Below are 17,905 nucleotides of genomic sequence, written 5' to 3' on the forward strand. Positions count from 1 at the left end.
ATCGCTTCTTCTCGTTGTCGGGTCCCGCCCAGTCCCGAGCCCAGCGATACGCGCTCAGGACTTTCCCACGGTCTCCTGGGTACGCAGATCCGCGCGAACCGCGATGTCGGCGCCGGTCTTGAGCGCAAGCCAGTAGGCATCAGGGTGCTGGCGCATGAGCGCCTGGCCGCGCTCCGGCGTGTAGTCGGCGGGCACACCGGGCGCCGCCTCGTCCTGCACACCCTTCCAGTCCTTGATGATGTGCCTGGCCACCAGGCCAATCAGCAGGTCGTCGATATTGTCGAACTGAACATCGGCCAGAGTCAGCGGGCTGAACTGGCTGGTTCCGACGCCGGCCTGAGCATCGATCGCCTGCATGTGGCGGTTGATCATCGCGTGGTGGGATTGGAAAAGCGGATCGCCAGTCGACGCCACCAACAGCGAAAGGTCGGCCTCCGCTTCTACCTCGCAAGGCGACAGATGCCCCTGCTCGTCCAGTTTGAGATGCAGCCAGCGGGTGCCGTACAGGTCGATTTCGGGCTTTTTCTTCAGGGTGATGGCCATGGTGTTCCTCTGCGGTAAAAAGGCCCGGCGCGCACCGCAGGGCGCGTCAGGCAAGGGGTTACGCGGTTACGGTGATCGCGCAGGTATCGGTCTTGGCCGGGTCCGCGGTGCTGGTAGCGGTGATCGTTGCGGTGCCTACGGCCACGCCGGTGACCAGGCCGGTGTCGTTCACGGTGGCGATCGCTGCATCGGAGGTGGACCAGGTGACGGTCTGGCTGGCGCCGGCCGGTAGAACCTCGGCTTCCAGGTCTACGGTTTCACCGGCGGCGACCGAGGCGGTATCCGGCGTGACGGTGACACTTGCAATCACGATCGGCGCCGGCAGGCGGGTGATGGTCGGCGGGATACGGCGCGCGGTGTAGTTCAGTTCGACCTGGACGATTTCCTCGGCGCCGGCATCCGGCCAGGACCCATTGACCTCCATCTCCGGGAGGCTGATGCGATAGCCGCCGTCGGCATTGCTGACGGTGAACTCCAAGCTGATGGCGTCACCGGTCTGCTGTGCCTTCCAGAGCTGATAGGCCATCTTCGACCAACTGATCGTGATCGAGCCCGACGGAGTGAACGTCGTGGGGATGATGTTGCCCGGGAAAGGGTTGCCGTTGCCGATACAGCGCTGGGTCTGTACCGCGTTGTCGAACTGCAGGTTGAAGCTGTCGACGCAGGCATTGCCCTCTCCCACCTGCTGGTCGTTGAGCTTTAGGCCGCTGATGTCCTTGAACGAGTAGCGGCGCTGCGCCGGCTCCGGCTGGGCGTTGACGATGAACGAGGTGTCATCGGCCTTATCGCTCCAACTTGTGGCAGCGAACGTGGTGGTGACGGTGATCTCGTTGTCGCCCGGGAAGTCGAACGCCATCGTCGCAACCTGGGCGCCACGGGCGATACCGGCGACGCCGATATCCGCGGCATAGGTGGCCAGGGAGAAGGAGATGCGGTCGTTACCCATGGTCAGGACGTTCGCGACCCAGTTCTTGCCGAAGCAGGAGGCCATGAATTCATCCAGCGCCCCGTAGCGCCATTTGCTCTCGATGTCACCGCCAACGTCGACGGTGGTCATGGCGGTACCCTGAGCCATACGGTCGGCACCGATCTCGTTGTTGGCCTCGGAGTTGTAGGTCGGTGTCACCCCGTTGCTGATACGGGTGAGCGTGTGCCAGTCGCCCGGCGGGGTGACGCCGGGGGTTACCTCTTTGATCCAGGCAAGCTGGACCTTCGCGCCGCTACTCATGGGGGCGTTTCTCCTGTGATAGGCGAAAAAAAACCGCCGTGCGGCGGTGGGTGAGTCGGGCTCAACCAGCCCGGTAGGGGATCGTCAGGTTGGCCTGGTACCAGCCGTGCCCATCATCGCCGGGAACGGCTTGGGAGACGGCAAAGCACTCGAACGGCAGGACCGGGTCGCTATAGAACTCGAAGTGCTCGCGCAGCGTATCGGCGGTCCGGGTCAGCAGCAGCGTGCCTTTGTAGGTCGGCACGAAGAGCTGCACGATGATCAGGCCGCTGCGGCGAACACAGGGGCCGTTGCCGATCTCGGTAGCCGCAGAGGCGCCAGGGATATCCGCCAGGCGCGCCCAGATCGGCCTCCCGTCCGGCTTGAACGGGCCCTTTGGGTTGTTCGGGTAATCGACGTCATCGCCCGGGATCGCGGCCCATTCGGTCATGCGCGTGATGATGACTGCCCGGATCTGTTCGAAGGTCATGAATGTCTCGCCGTGACGCTATGGAAACTGACGCCATATATGCCCGCCGGGGCCTGGCCGGAGTGACCATCCTCCAACGGCGGCGCATAGATCAGGTTGTTCTGGATGTAGACCACCGAGTACGGAGCCAGGCCGGCCAGGGCCGCCTCGCCATAAGCCAAGGTCTCGTTCCCGTCCTTGTCGTAGCGGTTCACCGAATAGAAGACCGGCTCGCCGACGCTGACCAGGTTATTGGCCTTGAACCGGCCGGTGAGTACCGGTGCGCGGATGGTGATCTGCTCGAGCATTTCGATGGTCAGCCGCCGCTGGTGGTTGGCCACGGCCTGCCCGACATTCTCGGCGAAAGCCGACGGAGGGATGCTCCAGGACCTTCCTCCCTTCCCCTTTGCCATCACGCTTTCCTCAACTGCAGATCGTGATGCACGCCGGCGGGATCACCGCCAACGCGCACGATGCGATAGCCCGCCAACGGCCCACCAAGGATCGGCACCACGTCGGTAGTGCTCAGTTCATGGCCGACGGCGGGCTGGTCCGACACCTCGTTGATCAGAGCGATCAGTTGGATGTCGCCGACCAGGATGTTGATTCCGTCGATGCGGTTGGCCTCGTAGTTGTGGAAGACCCCGCGCCCGGAGTACCGCACGGGTTGGCTGGTGGTGGTCTCGGTGACCGGATCGAAGACGCCCGGCCCCGGATACTCGCCAGCGAACGAGGTCACCGACTCGCTGAACACGCTGTCGAACATCTGGCCGAAAATAGCCTGCATTTCGTCACGCACGGATACCTCCGATTTCGTACTCGACCCAGCACCGGCAGCCGGCGGTTTCGTTGTCGCCGGCCCCAAGCGTCTGGTCACCGGGGAACATCAGCAGCGCGCCACCGCCCGTCACGAACGGACTACCGAGTTGCTGTCGCTGGCCCTGCATCGGCGAATGAGTGTGCCGAACGCGGTTGTCGCCGACGTTGTGCCAGGTCTTCAGGACTCTGCTGCGCTCCAGTCCATTGGCGACGAGTTGCTCGTAGACCTGATCCCGTCCTGCGCTGAAGGCGTCGTGTGCCTCAGTCGCGGCGATCTGCTCGGCACGGGTCCGCAGCAGTCGCTCGGAATAGCGGCCTACGATGCGATCGACATCCGCCGACGGGACCGGGCGACGCGCCTCGACGGCTCGCTCGACCAACCTGTCGAACCGCCGATCCCTGCGAGTGCGTGTCAGGTACTGGCGCATCTGCGCAGGGTCCCCGCTGAGCAACTGGGCGCGGGCGTTGGCCACTGCCTGGGCGTAGTTGCCTGAGAGTCCAGTGATTCCACCGGTTCGCTGCCCGGTCTGCGGGCTTCGCCGGCCGACGATATCGAGTGCTGTCGCGCGCGGCGGGCGCCCCAGGAGGTCGGCCATCTGGATCGTGTGGCGGACAGCCAGGCGCGTAGCATCATCGATGTCGCGCTGCAGGACGCGGGCATGCTCCGATAACCAGGTCGACGGCCCCGGGCCTACAGGGTCGAACTCCGGGACCGGCCGTCCCGGGAAAAACTTGATTTCGAGGGTCGCGCCGGCCAGATAGGTGGACCGCAGTTGCTCCAGGAACACCGCCAGCAACCCCAGCGACAGCACCGAGACAATGGAATCCTCATCCTGCTCGTTGATGTAGCGCTCGATCTCAGCCACGACAGCGGCATCCGTCACCGACCTGACCCGGTCCAGGTACGCCCTCTGCAACGCCGGCTCCTTTCCCTCGATTGCGCGCAGGATCTCGGCTTCGGTCATACCGTGAATACCGCTGGCATCGGGCACCGCAACACCATGATCGGCGCCAAGAGATCGTTGATGACCCCCACGAAGGGCTTGTTGGGCTGCTCGTCGCCTTCGGCTGGGCCGAAGAACTCGGTTTCGAGCGGCCCGACCTTGGCGCGTTTCACCGCGGTGGTCGCAACGTAGTCCGGATTCAGGCTGCCGGGCTTCAACAGTTCGCGCAGCGCGGCCTCGTAGGTGGCCTGCTCGACCTCCCGCGGCACCTCATCAGCCGGAACGGGCTCCCCGTCACGGTCAACGGCGCCTACGCGCGGCCATTGCAGTGCTTGGGCTCGCCCTCCGGCTTTCTTGCCAGGAAAGACCAGCACGCATTCAGAGACCGGCTGTTGGGTGCCGAGGCCGTCGATGTAGGCTGATGCCCGGGCCAGCGCTGCTTCCTTGTCGGCCTCAGCAGCAGCCGCCCAGGCGGCATTGCCCCGGGCCTGGTGGTAGGCATCAGCACCAGCCACGGTGCCGTAGTAGGCGTCAGCCACGGTACAGCCCCATGCGCAGCCCGATGCCGCAGAGACCGAAACCGCTAACGGAGAGAACCCAGAGAGAGCCGGACTTGGTGAACTGCAGCGGTCCGAAGTGCCAGTAGATGGGGCTCATGCAGAATCCTCGAATAGGTGGGCCATCCTGGCCCGGTCGACCATCCGTGAGGCGGGTATTACTGCTGCTCGGCCTGCTTGTCGGCCAGGGCCTTCTGGAGTTCTTCCAGGGAGGCATCAGGACCAGCCGGCACTCCGAGGGTGGCCAGTTGCTCGATCAGCGCTTGTTTCTGAGCCGCTTCGTCAGCGGGCGGCGTGGCCTTGGCCTTGACCTCTGCCAGTTTCGAAACCAGGGTCTCGGTCTTGCTGTTGGCGCCGGCATTCACGCCCAGGGCCTTCAGCTCGGCGAACAGTTGCTGGCGGTACGCCTCTTCGCCGCCCTGGCCGTCGCTCTGCACGCCGCCATCGACCACCAGCACGCCGGTGACCACGTAGAAGGCGAGGTTCTTGCGGTCCTTGATATCGTCCCACTCGGGCACGTCAACAGACGCGCCCGGCGGGATGACGGCACCACTCGGCAGGCCGATGGGGGTGATGCGGTTGGTATTGGTGATGAGCGCCATGGTCCACCCCCGTCAGATGCCGTCGGTGTAGCGAACTTCCGCCGGACGACGGATATCCACGCCACCGAGGCGGAAGATGCCGGGAACTTCCCAGCGGATCGGACCGGCCTGGTACACCGGCAGGAAGCGGTGCGGCATCGGGATATGCATCTTCAGCACCGACGGATCGCGGCGGTAGCTGACCATGCGTGCGGTGCCGCCGGCGCCTGCGGCATCCAGGCCGTTCAGGCCGCGGATGGTGAGCGGGCGACCAGTGGTGGCGGTGTAGACGTTGTTCTTCTGCAGATAGGTGAGGATCGTCTCCAGACCCTGTTCGTTCACCTTGCGGGTGGCGATCAGCAGGAACTTCGCGTAAGGCAGCAGCAGGGTGTCGGAGAACGCGGTGAACAGCGTGCCTTGCGTCTGGAGGGTCAGCGCGGTGTTCGCGTCGGCCAGGATCTGGTCGGCGGTGGCGGTTTCCCAGTTCCCGGTGACGGCGGAGCCCGCGGTAACACCCGGGTAGTTGAAGAGGCCACTGAAGCCCTTGGACGCGTCACCCGCCAGGGCTACGCGGTCCACGAACTCCTCGTAGGCGCGACGCGCGGCGGCGGCATCGTCACCGGTCAGGTTGATGCCGAGCATCTGCGCCTGGCTGATCTCTTCCAGACCATAGCCATAGCCGATGGCAGCCATGTGCACGCTCGACTCGAACTTCGAGCGCTCGGTGCTGGCCAGCGGCAGGTCGTCGGCGTTGCCGTTGACCCAGTCGGCCTTCCCGACCTTGTCGGCGGAGTAGAAGGTGACGGTCTTGATCCACTCGGGCGCCGAGGTGTCGACCGGGATCAGTTGCGGATACTGGATATCCGGGTAGACGATCTCGTTGACCTGGCGCTCGATGTAGGTGGTCTGCGAGACCACGAAGCCCAGGGCGGCCTGGGCGTCGAGCAGCTTGAATCGGCTCATGGTTTCTCCTTAGCCCAGGCGGACTTGAGCGAGTTGATTGGTGCCAGTGGTGCTGGTGTCGAAGCGCGCCCCGGCGACCTGCACGTTGTCGGTCGCGACGTTGGTCCAGGCGCCGGTGGCCGGCACGAAGTAGACCGGATCGCCTGCGGCAACCTGCACGGAAGCGGTCACCCAGATGGCGCCCTCGGTCATGACGCGGGCCGACTCGTACTGGCTGTACTGGTTAGCCTCGGCCTTGACGGAGCGGTCGCGGACGCTGATGCCGACGAACTTCGCGGCGGTATCGCCAGTAGTCGGCGCACGGCCGGCCTTGTCGGCGGTGCCCTGCATGACCGGGATGCCGAACGCCAGGCCGCCAGCGGCCTCGACGGTGCGTGAGATCAGGGTCTTCGGGACTTCGTCGACGATCATGCCCGGCAGGCCGGGGCGGATGTTCGCGCTGTAGGTGGTTTGAACGGCGGGCATTATTTGTCACCTCCTTTCCAGGCGCCGTTGACGCGCGCCTCGTAGGCCGCCTGACCGTTGTCAGCCGGGTTCGACGGTTTGCTGTCTTGCTGTTTCAGGTGGACACGCACCGGGTCGTTACTGGCGGCATCCTCGAGCAGGATGTCGAAGCGGGCGGCGATGTAGGCCTCCGGCTTGTCCTTGATGGCGGCGTCGCCCAGCTTGGCCACGACGGCCGCTTTGCGGATCTCGGCGGCGGACTTGCCGGCATAGTCGCCGTCAGCGATCAGCATCGCGCTGGCGATCAGGTCGGCGCGCTCTCGCACCAGCTTGTCGATGTCGGCGTCGCTCAGTACCTTGGCCTTCAGCCCATCGATTTCGGCGTCCTTCTTCGCCAGTTCGGCGTCTTTCGCTGCCATCGCGGTGGCGTGGGCGTCTTGGATGGTCTTGAGGTTCGCCCCGGCGTCGCCGAGTTGCTTCTGCAGCTTCTCGACGACCTGGGCGCCCTGCTCGGTGGTCTCGATCGTGAGGCCATCGACCAGGAGTTTGCGGAGTGCATCAGCCATGTCATGGCCTCCTGTGGGGGTTGTTTGCGCAGGTTTCTTGGCGCCGGGGGTGCGCGAATCCCCGATGCGCAGTTGCTCGCCGCCCCTGGCGTGATCGACCAGGGCGAGGTGGTTCATTCGCATCGGGCCAAGCCGGGCGTCGTAGGTCTCGCCGGTGGGGGTCACCCCATCCTCGAAAATGACCTCTGCCTCGAGCCCCATGGATAGCTCGCGCTTTCCTGCCTCGTAGTCGCGGATCGCATCGGCATCCATCAACACCAGAGGCACGCGCACGAAGTCGCCGTCTCGCAGGACCTCCGAGCCGGTCTGGCCGATGGCGAGCTGCTTCCAGTTCTCAGCGGTGACCTCGCCGTGGTGGCCGTTGGTCATGGGGCGGTAGGCGTAGGAGCGCATGGCGTCCTCGGCGAAAACCGATTCCGGCGGCCGGTACACGCGGACAATGGGTATGTCGGGCTTGCCGACCTCGGAACCCAGGTATTCCTGGATGCCAGTGCGCGCTACCCGGGCATCGGCCACGAGGTAGCCGTCAGCGGTCCGGCGAACGCCGGACACCGACACGGAGTCATGGAGAAGCATCGTTATTCCTCGTCGAGGCGATCCGCCCAGCCCTCGTCGATCTCCTCGAAGACCTCCGGGCCGAGCTCGATGACGCCGCGGTACGGCTCAACCTGGTCAAGGTCGACGCTGCCGGGCTGGTAGGTGAAGGTGATGTGGGGCTGGTAGTCCGGCCAGTCCCAACTGGCACCGGCATCGCGAATTTCGACGTGCCGCCAGGTCAGGTCAGAGGAGTTGAACAGCAGAACCACAGCCCCTTTGCCGAACTGCTCGACCATGCGCGGGCCGCCGGCGGAACAGGTCAGGTTTCCGTTCGGCTTGACCGTCCAGGCCTGGGTGACCTTCATCCAGTCGACGGGCGTCCGGCTGTAGGCGATGGTGACGTGCAGGTCGTCGGCCGGGAGCGTGGTCTCGAAGCCCTGGTCCTTCGCCCAGTCAATGATCGCGCCGGCGTTCAGCACCCGGCGCGAGACGTACAGCGTGCGAGGTGCCGCGTCGTTCAGCGCCTGGCTGGACGACCGGTTGCCGCCCTCCTCGTCCTGCTCGTCCTCGGGTACTTCGGAGCCGAACTCCTCCAGCGCCGACTCCAGACCGGGCATCACGCTGTTCTCGACCAGCAGGGTCTCGGCAGCCTTGCTGAGCGCCTCCTCGGGGAAGAGCCTTGTCTCGGCGATGGTCTTGATAGTCTCGGCGGTGATCTTCCCGATGTCCGCCCGCTCCTTCGCCGTGGTCTGCCAGAGGCTGTTCCAGACGTAATGGATCTCCGGCGGTCGGCTGCCCAGCGCGGACCGCACCAGGCACTCGTCCAGCACCGACATAGCCGGCGTGATGTCGAGCTCCTGGCTGGACTGGATGCGGTCGTAGTAGTTACGCAGGTCGGCCTCACCAGTGGAGTTCATGCCGGCGGGTGACTGGCTGAGCATGCGCGTAGCCGGAATATCGGCAGCGCCGCAGCCCGCTTGCATGAAGCGGTCCATGATGTCCGGCAGCGTGCCGAAGTTCGCCGATTTGCTGTCGTACTCCTCGTCCTTGTCCAGCATCAGGGTGCCATTGATTCCCTTCGCCATGGCCGCCAGACGCATGCGCTCCAGCACCAGCTTCTCGTACTTCGGGTCCTGCATCCCCTGCATGAAGTCGGGGATACGGATCACGTCGACCTTCGCTTCGAAGATGAGGCTGGCCACGTTGGCCATGGTGCTGTCGATCTGTTGGATGGCCTCGAACACGGCCTGCAGGACCGAGTCTCCCCAGCCGAACTGATTGCCGCTGGCCAGGTCCTGGTCAGGGATGTCGGCGCCGGTGAAGATCACCAGCCGGGACGGGTGAATCTCGATCGCGCTGCCGCCGAGCCGGTAGGCCTTGGGCTTGCCGTAGTTCGGTGACATGACGTCACGATCCTGCTCGGTTGCCGACAGGTCGCGCCGGCTCATCACCGTCAGATACTTGATGCCGCCGGCCTGGACGCGCTCGGGTACCAGAGGCTTGCTGGTGTCAGTTTCGCCGGTACCGATGAAGATCGCTGCGCCGCCCCAGAGCCGCGCCTTGATTAGAGCCTCCATGGTGCGGGCCTGGACCTGAAGGCGCTTCTCCTCGGCCTCGATCTTCTCGATCTGCGCCTTGCTGGCTTGCCATGCCCGCCAACGCCTGGTCGCATCCTTCGCCGGGATATCGACGACCTTGCGCGGGAACCAGGCGCCGCGATACGCGTTGTGCAACTGCTCATCGGTGAGCACGACCGGCGCGTAGAAGCTGCCGGCGGCCTTGTCTCGCTCCGTGCCCAAGTTGGCCACGAAGTTGACCAGCTTGTCAGTGAGGAAGCGCCTTACGCCCATTAGGAAACACCTGCGAGGGAATACTTCGTGATCGGGTATTCCTTGTGGATGAAATAGCCACCCGCATCATTGGGGTGGTCGATGTCGGCGGACTTGTCCGGCTCGCCGTTTGTGCCCCACACCTGCTGTTCCAGGGCGTCGGCATAGGTCGGGCACCGGTCGGGGTTGACCCGATACCGGCGCTCGCCTTTGGCGTTGCAGAACATGGCGTTCATGGAGTTGATCCGGTCCTTGACCGGCGGGTTGGCGGCGGGCGCCGAGACGACGAAGCCGGCCTGCTTGAGCAGCGCGATGTCGGTCTCGCTGGCCCGTACCGACTTGCGCGAGTCGCCGGAGGCGTCGGGATAGATCCTGATCTGGCGGGTCGGCCGATATTCGCCGTCGGCGTACAGCCAGAACCGCTCCTTGATCTGGCGGATCATGTCCGGGGTGTCGTACCCGTTGACGATCTCGTCGACCGCGTGCGGCAGGCCCAGGCGCTTCACATGCACGACGGCGGCCATCTTGCCGACGTTGAAGTCCATACCCACGTATATCGGCTCGCCTGGCTGAACCGTCTCGGGCGAGGCGTTGAGAGTGCGGTCGTAGGCGGTGTAGATGGTGCCCGACGTCAGGTTGACGAACTGGCCGCGCAGGTACGCCGCGATCAGTTGCGGCGGGTACGACTCCATCAGCGAATCGATGTAGTCGTCCGGCAGGTTCGCCTCGTTGTCGTAGGTGCTGGCCTGGACCAGTCCATACAGGTCCTGCAGGTGCGGCTTCTCGCGCAACTGCTTCACGAACTGCTGGAATACGAACTTGAAGCCTTCCGGGGTGGTGGTGACGTCGACACGGTTGCGCAGGCCGTCCACCTTGTAGCGCATCCGCGCGATGATCTTGCGCCAGGCCTGCTGGGCCTTGACCAGCGACAGGACGTCGAGCTCGTCCACCAGGGATCGGCCGACCTTGAAGCCAACGATGGTCTGCGGCTTCTCCATGGAGCGACAGATGATCGTCGTGCGGTAGGCGCTGCCGCTGAAGAGGTGAACCTCGTGGTTCGCCTGGTTGATCCTGGTCCGCAGCCCCCAGTCGAAAGCCACCTCCTCCATCGTTGGGTAGAAGATGTCGCGGATCTGGGCGTAGGTCGGCGCGAAGTAGCCGGCGTTGATGCGCGGCCACTCCCAAGCGTGCTGGGCGAGGCCTGAGCAGCCGACCCAGGTCTTGCCGGAGCCGAACCCGGCCACGAAGCCGCAGAACTTGTGCGGAAGCGCCAGGAACTTCGCCTGGGGCCTATTCAGCGTCGGCATCGCGCACCCTCGCATCGATGATTGTCACCGCGACGCTGGTTGGCGGCGCTTCTTCCTCAGGGTTCTCCAGCAGCTTCAGCTCGGCGCGCTTCTTCGCCACGTCCAGGCGCTTCAACTCAAGGTCCAGCGCAGCCGACTCGGTGCCGACGTGCCGGCTCAGCAGTTCAAGGTTGCGGAGCTTGTCCGGCCACTTGACCTTGCGGAGCACGCCAGCGATGCGGCGGTCGTCACCGCGGCCCTCGAACAGCTCGGCGATCTCGATGCCGGACAGGAACTGGCGCCAGGCCCGGGGCCAGTCGCGGATCGACCGGAACGATCCGTCGTCCTCGAGGATGTCGAGCACGTCCATCTCGTCGATCTCGCGGAGCCGCCGGATCACATAGTCGGCCTCGACCTCGGTGCGCTTCGAGCGCTCGGCCATGGCGGCCTGGATGGCCTGGGCGACCTCCGGCCGCTGGAGCAGTTGATAGCCGATCTCCGTCGCGCGCCGGGTGCTGTAGCCGGCCCGAATCGCGGCCTGCGTCGCGTTGAGGTCAAGTAGGTACTCGTCGACGAACAGGCGCTGTTTCTTGGTCAGCGCCATGGATCACCTCAACTGAGCCTCAGGATGGGCGCGATGTTGCCCTTGTTGCGGTAGACCAGCACCAGCAGCACAACCAGGACCGCCAGCAGGTAGGGCGATATCGGCGTTGCGTGGCGCGCCATCAGCACGGCCAGGCTGATCGAGAGCGCCTGCATGCCGGTCCCAGCGGCGAGGATGTACGCGCAGAGCGAGACGCCGAACCGGTACGTTGCACCGTGGCGCTGGTACGTGAAGATGCGGCAACTGATAGCGCCGCAGACGGCCGCAGCCGCCAGGGTCACTAGGTCAACCATCTTTCCGGCCTCCGATCATGCCGACGATGCGCTGCAGAACGATCTGGAGCCATGCCGGCGCGCGGCCACCGATCATCCAGTCGAGCACGCCGATCAGGATGGTGACGATCAGCGCGGCGGTGACCAGTGCGGGCAGTCCGGAGAACTGAGTCGCGCCCCGCCCGACAGCCTCGGTGGCGGCGTAGTAGCCGCCCACCCAGGACGCCAGCAGGTAGCCGAGGCGCCTGGCGATGGTCAGGTCGTGGGCCCAGAGTACGAACAGCAGCGCGCCGGCGAAGCCGCCGATCACCGCATTGACGTCGACTCCGGGGATGATCGCGGTGGCAGTGAGCCCGACGGCGCCGGCTGCTGCTACTGCTCCGCTGCTCGTCGGTTCAGCCATGGGGTGCTCCAGAAACGAAAAAACCCGGCTTCAGGGCCGGGTTTTCGGGGGAATCTTTTGATTGGGTGCTACTTCGCAAACTGGGAAAATACTCCCAAATCTCTTATCAAAATGTCAAGCGGCGTCTCGTTGGGCCGCAACCACCTGCGCCACCGGCACCAGAGCCTGGGCGTCCAGCCGGTTGAGCTCCTGCATGAAAATCTCCCAGATCGCCGCCCAGTCACGCTCCCAATTCGCGGCGTACAGTACGAACCCCGGCCAGTCCGCCAGGAACTGGATCACCTTACCCGGCCACCACTCCTCCCGGCCGTTCACCATGTCCTTCCACGAGTGCATCGCCGCCAAGGCCACCCAGTAAGCGACCTCCTGGCGGGGCTTGTTCATCTTCGGGAGATCCGCCGAGAAGTACAGGAAGGACTGCGCGCGGTTCTGGTCGACCCCGTTCGCCAGCGGCGAGTACAGGAAGTGTCCGAGATGCTGCAGCGGCGCCGGTAGCGTGCTGATCGCATGCATCACCTTGCCGGCGGCGAGCATGTGCTGGCAGCGGTTCAGGTTTCCCGCGGCGCGCCCGGTCCGCGTCTCGTAGGCGGCGATGATCTGGGAGTCGATGGGGAACAGGCCCTCCGGCTCCTTGCTCTCGCCCTGGTACCCCTCGGGGAAGCGGGCCACCAGTTTCTTGCGGCGCTTCGCCCTGGTCTTCCGGGTGGCCTCTTCGGCGTCTTCGATGGCTTTCGCCATCACCGACGCGCCCGGGATGTGGTACGCGTCCTGCCAAGCCTGGCGCGCGCTGATCAGTCTCATTTCGACTCTCCCCTGTAGTTTCCTGTAGTCACTGCTCGCCCTCGAGGAGAGGGACGACTTTCACTCGCACGCCCGGCGTTTCGCCGTAGCGCTTCCCCACCACCGCCTTCACGACCTGGACGTCGTCCTTCCAGACCACGCCGTTGAGGCCGTCGTAGATCGCCTTGATCACGTTGTCCATGTCGGGCTTCTTGGTCGGGTACAGGCCGCCGGCCAGCGCCAGCGACTTCCGCTTTTTCGACATCGATTGAGGGATGCTGAGCGCGATGTCGAGCTCGACCAGCACCGGGCCCTCGAACAGCGCACGACCTGCCATGGCCTGCTGTCCGCTGTGAGCGATCAGCCCCTCGTAGTTCGCCGTCTTCGCCGGCGTGAACATCCTGGCGTGGGCGCCGACGCGACCGATACGAGGTCTCCCCTTCCCCACCGGCTCGCCGGGTACGGTGAACATCACCGGGCGGAAGTCATGAATCACGGTGCACCTCCGGCGCTTTCCGGCGCATCTTGGCCAGCAGCAGTTCCCGCGCCTGGGCGCCACTGAGGCCATCCAGACCCTGGGCCTGCATCCGCCGGCGGAGCTGCTGCTCGGCCTCATCCTCGGCCAGGTCCAGCAAGCTCTTCCCGGTGTCATGCTCGATCGCGTGGACGACGGGCTGGCTCAGCGGGATGTTGTTCGCCCAGCGCCGGACCATCTCGGCGTAGTAGAAACCGAAGCGCTTGCGGAGGCGATCGTCGATCACCTCGCCGGTGCGCAGATCGAAAACGCCGGTAGCCTCGGCGGCGGCCTTGACCACCTGGTGGCGGTAGCGGCACGCCAGAGCCTGGTGGAACGCGGTGTCGTGGTCCGGCAGACCGAGCGACTCCGGTTGTACGCTCAAGCAGAGCTCCCGGAATGTCGGCGCCGCCGGCGGCCAATCGAACCGGCTGCCCATGAACGTCAGCATGTTGAGCCCGTGGGCCAGTTGCTGGCCGGTCAGCCCCTGGAGCACGGTAGCCCAGGCACCGTCAGGGTTTGGGTTGTCGCCAAAACTCGACGTCCAGCGGTGCCCGTACATCTCGGTCATCTTCACCCAGAGCCGTTCCAGCAGCCTGTCGGGCAGCCTCGTTGGCTGCGACGATGGCGTTGACGCGGTCGACGGCTGAGCGAGGGCCCTGTCGATGTGAGAGGCCGCGCTTTGCGGCACGATGGCCGGCTTGGCCTTCGGCGTTTCCTGCTTGGTTTCCATGGCTGCTCCTGTTCTGGTCGAAGCGCTGGTTGCGGCGGATTTTCTGTGCCAGTTCGTGCTCCCACTGGCCTTGGGACTGGTATTTCTCGGGGCGGTTGATCCAGTAGCTGCGGAATTCGAGAAGCTCGTCGTCGCGTAGCTGGTAGGTCCCAATCCCGTTCCGCACCAGCGTTGCCGGCCACCCCTTCGCACTCGGCACCCAGGCCTCATGCATCGGGAATCGGTCAGCACCAGATACCGGCTCTGCCTCGCGCGCGTTACGTGACGGAGGAGGTATCGGAGGAAGACCGGATGTAGGCCCCACCTCTGGCCCCACCTCTGGATAACCTCCGGCCCTACCTCTGGCCCTACCTGCTCCAGCCTCTTCGCTGTAGCCCAGTAGTTCCGGGGCTTCTGGCTCTAAATCCTTGGCCCCACCTCTGGCCCCAGGTCTGGCCCCACCTTGGTCAAACCTCTGGCCCCACCTCTCCGAGGCGAATTGATCCCGTGAAGCCTTCGGCAGGTGGAAAACGAAAGGACCGATGCTGGGCATAGGCTCGACCATGCCGCGGCGCACCAGCGCATCGATGGTGTAGCGGGCCTCCTTGCGGGTCGCCTTGTGCGCAGGACGCCCAGGTGAGGCCGGGATGCTCAAAACCTCGATCAGCATCTGCTCGCTCAAGCGGCGGGTTTCGCCAGCGATGCCGGTTGTGTAGTCCATGAACATCCGGATCGCGCAGTACACCTTCAGCAGCTGATGCGGCTCGTCGAAGAGCGCATCCCACTCCTCGTCGTTGATCTGGAAGGACGGCACGGATCACCCTTCGCCCGCCAGAACCGACTTAGCCATCCGGCTCAGCGTCGTGCATTTCGCCGCAGTGGAGTCCAGGGCGTTGATCAGGTCCGGAAGGAACTGGCCATCCCGCGCATCGAGGATCATGTCGTCGAAGACCCTGGTGCCGACGCCGGCGACATCACCGAGGCGACGCATCAGTGCGCCGAACACCTTCATGGCATCCATGCCCTCTGCCACGACCGGACGCACCGGGAGCAGGCCGTACCGACCGGACAACTCCAACAGCGCGCGCTCGCGCCAGGGTTGCTCCAGTGCCTGTACCCAGGACTCTTCAATCCAGGCTGGGATCTCGACGTCGCCGTCGAGCCAGCGTTCCACCCGCTTGCTCCAGTTCTTGTAGATCCGGGCGTAGTCGACGTGACTGGTGGCCGCCCCTTCCAGGGCCTTCAGGTCCGGGTAATCCTTGGCCCGGCAGCGTTCCGGCGCCCGCAGGTTCAGTTCGATGTTAAAGCGTTCGGCGAACCCGTCCTGCGACATGCTGGTCCGGGCGATCATGTCCTCGGCGATGGCGATCAGCACGGCATCGCGGGTTTCGTGTCGAGGATTCGACGTATGCATGGTGGCCCTCCTGGGCGAAGCTATTGGCATCCGATCAACCAGCAGGAAGTCCCCGTCATGGATGACCTTCAACGAAAACCGTCGCTCTTTGCGATCAGCCGGCCTCTTGGAGGTGCGCGAGCTGCTGCTCAGGCGTCAACTCGGCATGCATGAGGTCAATTGCGGAACCCACGGAGTAGCTGGGGTTCTCGATGGCGCCCTTACTGATGCGAAAGATCGTGGAGGGATCGCAGCCAGCTCGTTCCGCGATGGCGCGGTAGGTCTTGCGGGCGGCCAGGAGGTCTTTGACCTTCGTGGCCAGGGTGGGGGTAGTCATGTGCATGCTCCTCTGGAGATATGCACAGTCTATGCATTGCCGCATAACTGTCAACGCATAAATGGACTCTTCCCCTATGCACAAGGCATTGGCAGCATTGCATCCATGCAAAAAAGTACGATCCAGCACATCCTGGCCGCCCTTCTGGCGGAGCATGGAATATCCCCAACGGAGCTCAGTCGCCGCACTGGCGTCGGGCAATCCACCATTTCCCGAATCCTTAACGGCAAGATCGCCACGCCCAAGGATGAACAGGTCTACCCAATCGCCGAATACTTCGGTTTGAGCACAGACCAATTGCGCGGCAGGGTGTCAATTGGCACTGCGCCTATCCCCGCAGTCGTTCGAGAGCCTGAGGCGACGATGGACGGTCCGATTGAGGTCTGGGACGACAGCACGCCTCTCCCTTCTGATGAGGTGCTAGTCCCATTCCTTAAGGAGGTAGAGTTGGCCGCAGGAAGTGGCAAGATGTCGGTCGAGATGAATTCGAGGCGTAGCCTGCGCTTCGGGAAGTACAGTCTGAAGAAGCAGGGGGTAGACCCTGCCAATGCACGATGCGTGACTATTACGGGCAACAGCATGGAGCCAGTACTCCGTAACGGCGCAACTGTCGGGGTCGATGTCGGCAATACCCGGATCGTTGATGGAGACCTCTACGCGATCAATCACGGCGGCCTACTCCGCGTCAAACAGACTTACCGGCTGCCGGGCGGAGGCATCCGACTTCGCAGCTTCAACCGCGACGAACATCCCGATGAGGAATACTCAAAGGATGAAATTGTCGCTCAAGAGATCGAGATCATCGGCCGTGTGTTCTGGGGCGCGATGTTCTTCTGAAGGCGCTTGCGCGCCCAGTGGCAGGCCGGATGGATGATGAACAACTGACCGCTCTGCTCCTGGCCGTTGAGGTCCTCGACGAGCGTGAGAGCGTCATCCGCCAGCGCCTGCTCTACCAGGAAAAGATCGACATCCTCGTGACGGTCCAGCAGCACGGCGCCGGCGCGATCGCCACACTCACCAAAGGCGGTCAGGTCATCTACGACCGAGACGCCGAGGCGACCGCCGGCCCCGACCAGGATTTTCTGGACTGGGCAATCTTTCGCTCGCCGCCGGGCACCCGTGCTGATGGCCTGATCTACGATGGCCCCGAGACAATCCAACTGCTCGTCATGGATCATTCCTACCCCGGCCGCGCGGTGATCGGCAGCTACTCTCCATTCAAGGACCTGGCGGCGTACGAAACGAAGGGCGAATGCCGCGACGAATCCTTTCTCCGCGCTCAAGAGTTCTTCGCTGTGCTTGCCATAGCTACTCCACTTTCCGTTTTGGAGCAGCATGGTCGCATCACAACGGACTTCACTTACCCTCCGCTCGTACCAGGTCTGAAAGATGGCCGCCAGGGTACGTGGCTACCGCGCACAATGCCGAACTTCGAGGAGTTACGCCTGCGATGCATGGGCAGAGGTGCTACACCCTGGCCGAGAAACGGCGGTGATTACCTGCGATTTCTCTTGTTTGTAAAGCGGATCATGGCCTGCCCGTTGAGCGATACCGACAAGGTCAACCTAATCCACCGTTCCGCATTCTTCTTGGGTGAGGATGGCCACTCCTTCGGTCGCTTCATCGACCTCCACGGTGGGCCTGACGCCCTGCTTCGCCAACTCCACCACTAGTCCCTTCCTCCCCTCTTGAAGCCCGCCTAAGCGCGGGTTTTTTCGTTCATGCATATCCGTGCGCATAAAAAATTGCATCAATGCATTGACATGCATATGTGCTGATGCATAATTCATCCAACGCCAGCACAACACCGCCGGCCAGGCCACCGAGCCGCGCTCTTTAACAACCCGACAGCACAACACATCAACAACAGATCGCATTGCCTCTACCGGCGACCGGCGATCCGCGCTCAGGCAATGCGGGCCTGGGCAACGCAGGAAGAACCTGCGGCGGACGAGGACCAGACCGAACCGAGCGAATGACCCGGAAAGCAATGCGCCCCGCCACCCCGGCGGTAATGGGCAGGAACCTGGCTGTGCCGTGCGGCAATCGGCGCCGCAGTCAGGGGAATGACAGCAATGAGCAACACCCGCGGGTTGTAGAAGCCCAGCAGGCGAACGCGGGAGAAACACCGATTTCACTGGCTGG

General features: G+C 64.2%; 24 protein-coding genes and 1 pseudogene. 2 read left to right on the forward strand and 23 right to left on the reverse strand.

Going from position 1 to position 17,905, the window contains the following annotated elements; genetic code table 11:
- Window positions 1–54: 54 nt before the first annotated feature.
- The 23 genes and pseudogenes from HMPREF3014_RS14125 to HMPREF3014_RS14230 form a co-directional block, all read right to left on the reverse strand.
- Window positions 55–543 (reverse strand): hypothetical protein, encoded by a 489-nt coding sequence (locus tag HMPREF3014_RS14125; RefSeq protein ID WP_004349459.1) that lies wholly within the window; start codon window positions 541–543, stop codon window positions 55–57.
- Between the two features lie 58 nt (window positions 544–601).
- The gene (locus HMPREF3014_RS14130; RefSeq protein ID WP_023109498.1) at window positions 602–1,771 is read right to left on the reverse strand and encodes a phage tail tube protein; all 1,170 of its coding nucleotides are present in this window, start codon (window positions 1,769–1,771) and stop codon (window positions 602–604) included.
- 61 nt (window positions 1,772–1,832) lie between these two features.
- Entirely contained in the window at window positions 1,833–2,240 is a 408-nt protein-coding gene (locus tag HMPREF3014_RS14135) for a phage tail terminator-like protein (protein ID WP_003116769.1), read from the reverse strand.
- Window positions 2,237–2,632 (reverse strand): hypothetical protein, encoded by a 396-nt coding sequence (locus HMPREF3014_RS14140; RefSeq protein WP_003116768.1) that lies wholly within the window; start codon window positions 2,630–2,632, stop codon window positions 2,237–2,239. Before HMPREF3014_RS14140 ends, HMPREF3014_RS14135 begins: the two co-directional genes overlap by 4 nt.
- Window positions 2,632–3,018 carry a hypothetical protein gene (locus HMPREF3014_RS14145; RefSeq protein WP_003116767.1) on the reverse strand — a complete coding sequence of 129 codons (387 nt, stop codon included), beginning with the start codon at window positions 3,016–3,018 and terminating at the stop codon, window positions 2,632–2,634. The genes HMPREF3014_RS14140 and HMPREF3014_RS14145 overlap by 1 nt, the downstream gene beginning before the upstream one ends.
- Window positions 3,011–4,003, reverse strand: coding sequence for a hypothetical protein (locus HMPREF3014_RS14150; protein WP_003116766.1), 993 nt, complete (start codon window positions 4,001–4,003; stop codon window positions 3,011–3,013). The genes HMPREF3014_RS14145 and HMPREF3014_RS14150 overlap by 8 nt, the downstream gene beginning before the upstream one ends.
- Window positions 4,000–4,521, reverse strand: coding sequence for a DnaT-like ssDNA-binding protein (locus HMPREF3014_RS14155; RefSeq protein WP_004349449.1), 522 nt, complete (start codon window positions 4,519–4,521; stop codon window positions 4,000–4,002). Before HMPREF3014_RS14155 ends, HMPREF3014_RS14150 begins: the two co-directional genes overlap by 4 nt.
- Window positions 4,514–4,639 carry a hypothetical protein gene (locus HMPREF3014_RS35120; protein ID WP_023109497.1) on the reverse strand — a complete coding sequence of 42 codons (126 nt, stop codon included), beginning with the start codon at window positions 4,637–4,639 and terminating at the stop codon, window positions 4,514–4,516. Before HMPREF3014_RS35120 ends, HMPREF3014_RS14155 begins: the two co-directional genes overlap by 8 nt.
- A gap of 58 nt (window positions 4,640–4,697) precedes the next feature.
- Window positions 4,698–5,141, reverse strand: coding sequence for a hypothetical protein (locus tag HMPREF3014_RS14160; RefSeq protein WP_004349447.1), 444 nt, complete (start codon window positions 5,139–5,141; stop codon window positions 4,698–4,700).
- Between the two features lie 12 nt (window positions 5,142–5,153).
- A complete protein-coding gene (locus HMPREF3014_RS14165; protein ID WP_023109496.1) occupies window positions 5,154–6,083 on the reverse strand; it encodes a DUF2184 domain-containing protein in 930 nt (309 codons plus the stop codon).
- 9 nt (window positions 6,084–6,092) lie between these two features.
- On the reverse strand, window positions 6,093–6,548 hold the full coding sequence (locus tag HMPREF3014_RS14170; RefSeq protein ID WP_023109495.1) for a structural cement protein Gp24: 456 nt from the start codon (window positions 6,546–6,548) through the stop codon (window positions 6,093–6,095).
- Window positions 6,548–7,669, reverse strand: a complete 1,122-nt coding sequence (locus HMPREF3014_RS14175; RefSeq protein ID WP_004349445.1) for a DUF2213 domain-containing protein — start codon at window positions 7,667–7,669, stop codon at window positions 6,548–6,550. Before HMPREF3014_RS14175 ends, HMPREF3014_RS14170 begins: the two co-directional genes overlap by 1 nt.
- A 2-nt stretch (window positions 7,670–7,671) precedes the next feature.
- Window positions 7,672–9,480, reverse strand: coding sequence for an anti-CBASS protein Acb1 family protein (locus HMPREF3014_RS14180; RefSeq protein ID WP_023109494.1), 1,809 nt, complete (start codon window positions 9,478–9,480; stop codon window positions 7,672–7,674).
- Complete coding sequence (locus HMPREF3014_RS14185; protein WP_023109493.1) at window positions 9,480–10,766, reverse strand: terminase large subunit domain-containing protein; 1,287 nt, start codon at window positions 10,764–10,766, stop codon at window positions 9,480–9,482. The genes HMPREF3014_RS14180 and HMPREF3014_RS14185 overlap by 1 nt, the downstream gene beginning before the upstream one ends.
- The gene (locus tag HMPREF3014_RS14190) at window positions 10,750–11,349 is read right to left on the reverse strand and encodes a terminase small subunit (RefSeq protein WP_010793138.1); all 600 of its coding nucleotides are present in this window, start codon (window positions 11,347–11,349) and stop codon (window positions 10,750–10,752) included. The genes HMPREF3014_RS14185 and HMPREF3014_RS14190 overlap by 17 nt, the downstream gene beginning before the upstream one ends.
- Window positions 11,350–11,357: 8 nt before the next feature.
- Window positions 11,358–11,642 carry a phage holin family protein gene (locus HMPREF3014_RS14195; RefSeq protein ID WP_003116758.1) on the reverse strand — a complete coding sequence of 95 codons (285 nt, stop codon included), beginning with the start codon at window positions 11,640–11,642 and terminating at the stop codon, window positions 11,358–11,360.
- The gene (locus HMPREF3014_RS14200) at window positions 11,635–12,024 is read right to left on the reverse strand and encodes a putative holin (protein ID WP_010793140.1); all 390 of its coding nucleotides are present in this window, start codon (window positions 12,022–12,024) and stop codon (window positions 11,635–11,637) included. Before HMPREF3014_RS14200 ends, HMPREF3014_RS14195 begins: the two co-directional genes overlap by 8 nt.
- 114 nt (window positions 12,025–12,138) lie before the next feature.
- A complete protein-coding gene (locus HMPREF3014_RS14205; protein WP_003116756.1) occupies window positions 12,139–12,825 on the reverse strand; it encodes a hypothetical protein in 687 nt (228 codons plus the stop codon).
- A gap of 28 nt (window positions 12,826–12,853) precedes the next feature.
- A complete protein-coding gene (locus HMPREF3014_RS14210) occupies window positions 12,854–13,297 on the reverse strand; it encodes a RusA family crossover junction endodeoxyribonuclease (RefSeq protein ID WP_031635913.1) in 444 nt (147 codons plus the stop codon).
- The gene (locus HMPREF3014_RS35125; protein WP_023109491.1) at window positions 13,290–14,051 is read right to left on the reverse strand and encodes a hypothetical protein; all 762 of its coding nucleotides are present in this window, start codon (window positions 14,049–14,051) and stop codon (window positions 13,290–13,292) included. Before HMPREF3014_RS35125 ends, HMPREF3014_RS14210 begins: the two co-directional genes overlap by 8 nt.
- A gap of 34 nt (window positions 14,052–14,085) precedes the next feature.
- A pseudogene (locus HMPREF3014_RS35415) lies at window positions 14,086–14,757 on the reverse strand (DnaT-like ssDNA-binding domain-containing protein); the annotation flags it as partial.
- Between the two features lie 90 nt (window positions 14,758–14,847).
- The gene (locus HMPREF3014_RS14225) at window positions 14,848–15,444 is read right to left on the reverse strand and encodes a hypothetical protein (RefSeq protein ID WP_034017092.1); all 597 of its coding nucleotides are present in this window, start codon (window positions 15,442–15,444) and stop codon (window positions 14,848–14,850) included.
- A gap of 94 nt (window positions 15,445–15,538) precedes the next feature.
- Complete coding sequence (locus tag HMPREF3014_RS14230; protein ID WP_023109489.1) at window positions 15,539–15,760, reverse strand: helix-turn-helix domain-containing protein; 222 nt, start codon at window positions 15,758–15,760, stop codon at window positions 15,539–15,541.
- Window positions 15,761–15,865: 105 nt separating this feature from the next.
- Between HMPREF3014_RS14230 and HMPREF3014_RS14235 the strand changes: the two genes are divergently transcribed.
- The gene (locus HMPREF3014_RS14235) at window positions 15,866–16,597 is read left to right on the forward strand and encodes a LexA family transcriptional regulator (RefSeq protein ID WP_004349435.1); all 732 of its coding nucleotides are present in this window, start codon (window positions 15,866–15,868) and stop codon (window positions 16,595–16,597) included.
- A gap of 29 nt (window positions 16,598–16,626) precedes the next feature.
- Complete coding sequence (locus HMPREF3014_RS14240; protein ID WP_023109487.1) at window positions 16,627–17,433, forward strand: hypothetical protein; 807 nt, start codon at window positions 16,627–16,629, stop codon at window positions 17,431–17,433.
- The last annotated feature ends 472 nt before the right edge of the window (window positions 17,434–17,905 follow it).

The sequence above is a fragment of the Pseudomonas sp. HMSC065H01 genome, from assembly GCF_001815235.1.
In the GTDB taxonomy this organism is placed as follows: domain Bacteria; phylum Pseudomonadota; class Gammaproteobacteria; order Pseudomonadales; family Pseudomonadaceae; genus Pseudomonas; species Pseudomonas aeruginosa.

Coding starts and splice junctions, on each gene's coding strand:
- HMPREF3014_RS14185 (WP_023109493.1), bottom strand. CDS start 10,766: ATGCCGACGCTGAATAGGCCCCAGGCGAAGTTCCTGGCGCTTCCGCAC.
- HMPREF3014_RS14135 (WP_003116769.1), bottom strand. CDS start 2,240: ATGACCTTCGAACAGATCCGGGCAGTCATCATCACGCGCATGACCGAA.
- HMPREF3014_RS14140 (WP_003116768.1), bottom strand. CDS start 2,632: ATGGCAAAGGGGAAGGGAGGAAGGTCCTGGAGCATCCCTCCGTCGGCT.
- HMPREF3014_RS35125 (WP_023109491.1), bottom strand. CDS start 14,051: ATGGAAACCAAGCAGGAAACGCCGAAGGCCAAGCCGGCCATCGTGCCG.
- HMPREF3014_RS14180 (WP_023109494.1), bottom strand. CDS start 9,480: ATGGGCGTAAGGCGCTTCCTCACTGACAAGCTGGTCAACTTCGTGGCC.
- HMPREF3014_RS14230 (WP_023109489.1), bottom strand. CDS start 15,760: ATGACTACCCCCACCCTGGCCACGAAGGTCAAAGACCTCCTGGCCGCC.
- HMPREF3014_RS14190 (WP_010793138.1), bottom strand. CDS start 11,349: ATGGCGCTGACCAAGAAACAGCGCCTGTTCGTCGACGAGTACCTACTT.
- HMPREF3014_RS35120 (WP_023109497.1), bottom strand. CDS start 4,639: ATGAGCCCCATCTACTGGCACTTCGGACCGCTGCAGTTCACCAAGTCC.
- HMPREF3014_RS14175 (WP_004349445.1), bottom strand. CDS start 7,669: ATGCTTCTCCATGACTCCGTGTCGGTGTCCGGCGTTCGCCGGACCGCT.
- HMPREF3014_RS14200 (WP_010793140.1), bottom strand. CDS start 12,024: ATGGCTGAACCGACGAGCAGCGGAGCAGTAGCAGCAGCCGGCGCCGTC.
- HMPREF3014_RS14130 (WP_023109498.1), bottom strand. CDS start 1,771: ATGAGTAGCGGCGCGAAGGTCCAGCTTGCCTGGATCAAAGAGGTAACC.
- HMPREF3014_RS14195 (WP_003116758.1), bottom strand. CDS start 11,642: ATGGTTGACCTAGTGACCCTGGCGGCTGCGGCCGTCTGCGGCGCTATC.
- HMPREF3014_RS14225 (WP_034017092.1), bottom strand. CDS start 15,444: ATGCATACGTCGAATCCTCGACACGAAACCCGCGATGCCGTGCTGATC.
- HMPREF3014_RS14125 (WP_004349459.1), bottom strand. CDS start 543: ATGGCCATCACCCTGAAGAAAAAGCCCGAAATCGACCTGTACGGCACC.
- HMPREF3014_RS14205 (WP_003116756.1), bottom strand. CDS start 12,825: ATGAGACTGATCAGCGCGCGCCAGGCTTGGCAGGACGCGTACCACATC.
- HMPREF3014_RS14160 (WP_004349447.1), bottom strand. CDS start 5,141: ATGGCGCTCATCACCAATACCAACCGCATCACCCCCATCGGCCTGCCG.
- HMPREF3014_RS14165 (WP_023109496.1), bottom strand. CDS start 6,083: ATGAGCCGATTCAAGCTGCTCGACGCCCAGGCCGCCCTGGGCTTCGTG.
- HMPREF3014_RS14150 (WP_003116766.1), bottom strand. CDS start 4,003: ATGACCGAAGCCGAGATCCTGCGCGCAATCGAGGGAAAGGAGCCGGCG.
- HMPREF3014_RS14240 (WP_023109487.1), top strand. CDS start 16,627: ATGGATGATGAACAACTGACCGCTCTGCTCCTGGCCGTTGAGGTCCTC.
- HMPREF3014_RS14170 (WP_023109495.1), bottom strand. CDS start 6,548: ATGCCCGCCGTTCAAACCACCTACAGCGCGAACATCCGCCCCGGCCTG.
- HMPREF3014_RS14235 (WP_004349435.1), top strand. CDS start 15,866: ATGCAAAAAAGTACGATCCAGCACATCCTGGCCGCCCTTCTGGCGGAG.